Genomic DNA, 1,909 nt, shown 5'->3' on the forward strand with positions numbered 1-1,909 from the left:
TTCCTCGACGAGGACGAGCGGCTCGCCGTCGACCACGGGCACCTGACGGCGGCCCAGGCCGCGCGCGTGGCGGCGGGCGCGGGCGTACGGCACCTGGTGCTGACGCACTTCTCGCAGCGGTACGCGGACCCGTCGGAGTTCGAGCGCCAGGCCCGGGCGGCGGGGTTCGACGGCGAGCTCACCGTCGCCCGGGACCTGACGCGGGTGCCCCTGCCGAAGCGGGGGCAGGCCGCCCAGTCAGGTCAGGGCAGGTAGTACATCGGGTTCGGGAGCTTGACGGACTTCTCCGCGTAGCCGCCGGACAGGTCGCTGTACTGGTCGCCGAAGTTGGCGACGATCTTGTAGCCCTGGGACTCGATGTGCTTGCGCGTGCCCGCCTTGTACTCGACGGTCGTGCAGTTCGAGCCGCACGGCAGGTACGACGGCGGCGTCTTCTTGTTCTGGAGATAGAGGTGGGCGCGGTCCGCGGCGGCCTGGTAGCCGGCGTTCTTGAGGTTGCGGGCGCTCCACTCGCGCTGGTGCTCGTCGCGGCCGGTCACGAAGAAGACCGTGATGCCCTTGGACTGCGCCCGGTTGACCAGCTCCGGCATGCCGAAGACGGGCCCCATGTCCTTGTTCTTCAGGTACTCGTCCTGCGACTCGGGCGTGAGGTGGAAGCCCACCTCCAGCTCGTAGTTGTACGTGAGGAGCGTGGTGTCGTCGAGGTCGAGCACGATCGCGGGCTTGGCGTCCCTACCGTGCTGCCCGTGCTGTCCGTGCCTGCTGTTGTCCTGCGCCGCCTTCTTCGCCGCGCGGTCCAGGTGGCGCTCGGCCTTCTTCTCGATGCTCGCGAGCTGCTTGGCGTAGCTGCTGTACGGGGAGGCGTAGTGCTCGCCGGAGGGCGTCACCGTGTCGCCGTAGTACGCCTTGATCTTGTCAGTGACCTGCGTGAGGTTCGGGATCTCCTTGTCCGAGCGGGGCACGGAGTGGTCGGCGGAGGCCGAGCCCGCCGCGAACAGGCCGCCGCCGGCGGCGGCGAGGGCGACGGTCACGGCGGCGACGCGGACGCGCGTAGATGAACGGGTGAAGGCGTTGAGGGCCACGCGGGTTCTCCAGAAGGCGCTGAGGGCGTACACGAGGGTGCGTACGGGTGCAGCGTGAAACTAAAGGGTGGATAAGAGCCCGTCAAGGGTCGTCTACGCGCGGAGAGCCCGGATGGGGTACGGACGCGGGGCGGATGGAGCACGGCTCACCGCGCGGACGCGGCCACGTGCTCGTACGGGCGGTGCGAGGCGGCTGGGCGCACCCGCCCGGCCCGCGTACGGTATGGGCAGATTTCCGAAGAGAAGGGCTGGCCGATCATGGCGCAGGAAGTACGCGGAGTCATCGCACCCGGCAAGGACCAACCGGTCCGGGTGGAGACGATCGTGGTACCGGACCCGGGGCCGGGCGAGGCCGTGGTGCGGGTGCAGGCGTGCGGCGTGTGCCACACCGACCTGCACTACAAGCAGGGCGGCATCAACGACGAATTCCCCTTCCTCCTCGGACACGAGGCGGCCGGCGTCGTGGAGTCCGTGGGAGAGGGCTCCGGCGACCTCGCCCCCGGCGACTTCGTCATCCTCAACTGGCGCGCCGTGTGCGGCGAGTGCCGCGCCTGCCGCCGCGGCCGCCCGCAGTACTGCTTCGACACCCACAACGCCAAGCAGAAGATGACCCTCAAGGACGGCACGGAGCTGTCCCCGGCGCTGGGCATCGGCGCGTTCGCGGAGAAGACCCTCGTCGCCGCCGGGCAGTGCACCAAGGTCGACCCGAGCGTCTCCCCGGCCGTCGCCGGGCTGCTCGGCTGCGGCGTCATGGCCGGCATCGGCGCCGCCATCAACACCGGCGCCGTCGGCCGCGGCGACTCGGTCGCCGTCATCGGCTGCGGCGG

2 protein-coding genes and 1 pseudogene are annotated in these 1,909 nt (G+C 70.5%); 2 read left to right on the top strand and 1 reads right to left on the bottom strand.

The annotated features are described in order from the left end of the window. Positions 1 to 255 (top strand): annotated as a pseudogene (locus ACFU99_RS42185) (hypothetical protein); the annotation flags it as partial. Here ACFU99_RS42185 and ACFU99_RS42190 read toward each other — a convergent pair. After that, entirely contained in the window at positions 243 to 1,082 is an 840-nt protein-coding gene (locus tag ACFU99_RS42190) for an HAD family acid phosphatase (RefSeq protein ID WP_384403704.1), read from the bottom strand. The pseudogene ACFU99_RS42185 and the gene ACFU99_RS42190 overlap by 13 nt on opposite strands. Before the next feature lie 258 nt (positions 1,083 to 1,340). Here ACFU99_RS42190 and ACFU99_RS42195 point away from each other — a divergent pair. Next, positions 1,341 to 1,909, top strand: a 569-nt coding sequence (locus ACFU99_RS42195; RefSeq protein WP_384403707.1) for an alcohol dehydrogenase catalytic domain-containing protein, incomplete at its 3' end; no start/stop codon positions are given.

It is taken from the genome of Streptomyces sp. NPDC057654 (assembly GCF_042800135.1).
GTDB lineage: Bacteria > Actinomycetota > Actinomycetes > Streptomycetales > Streptomycetaceae > Streptomyces.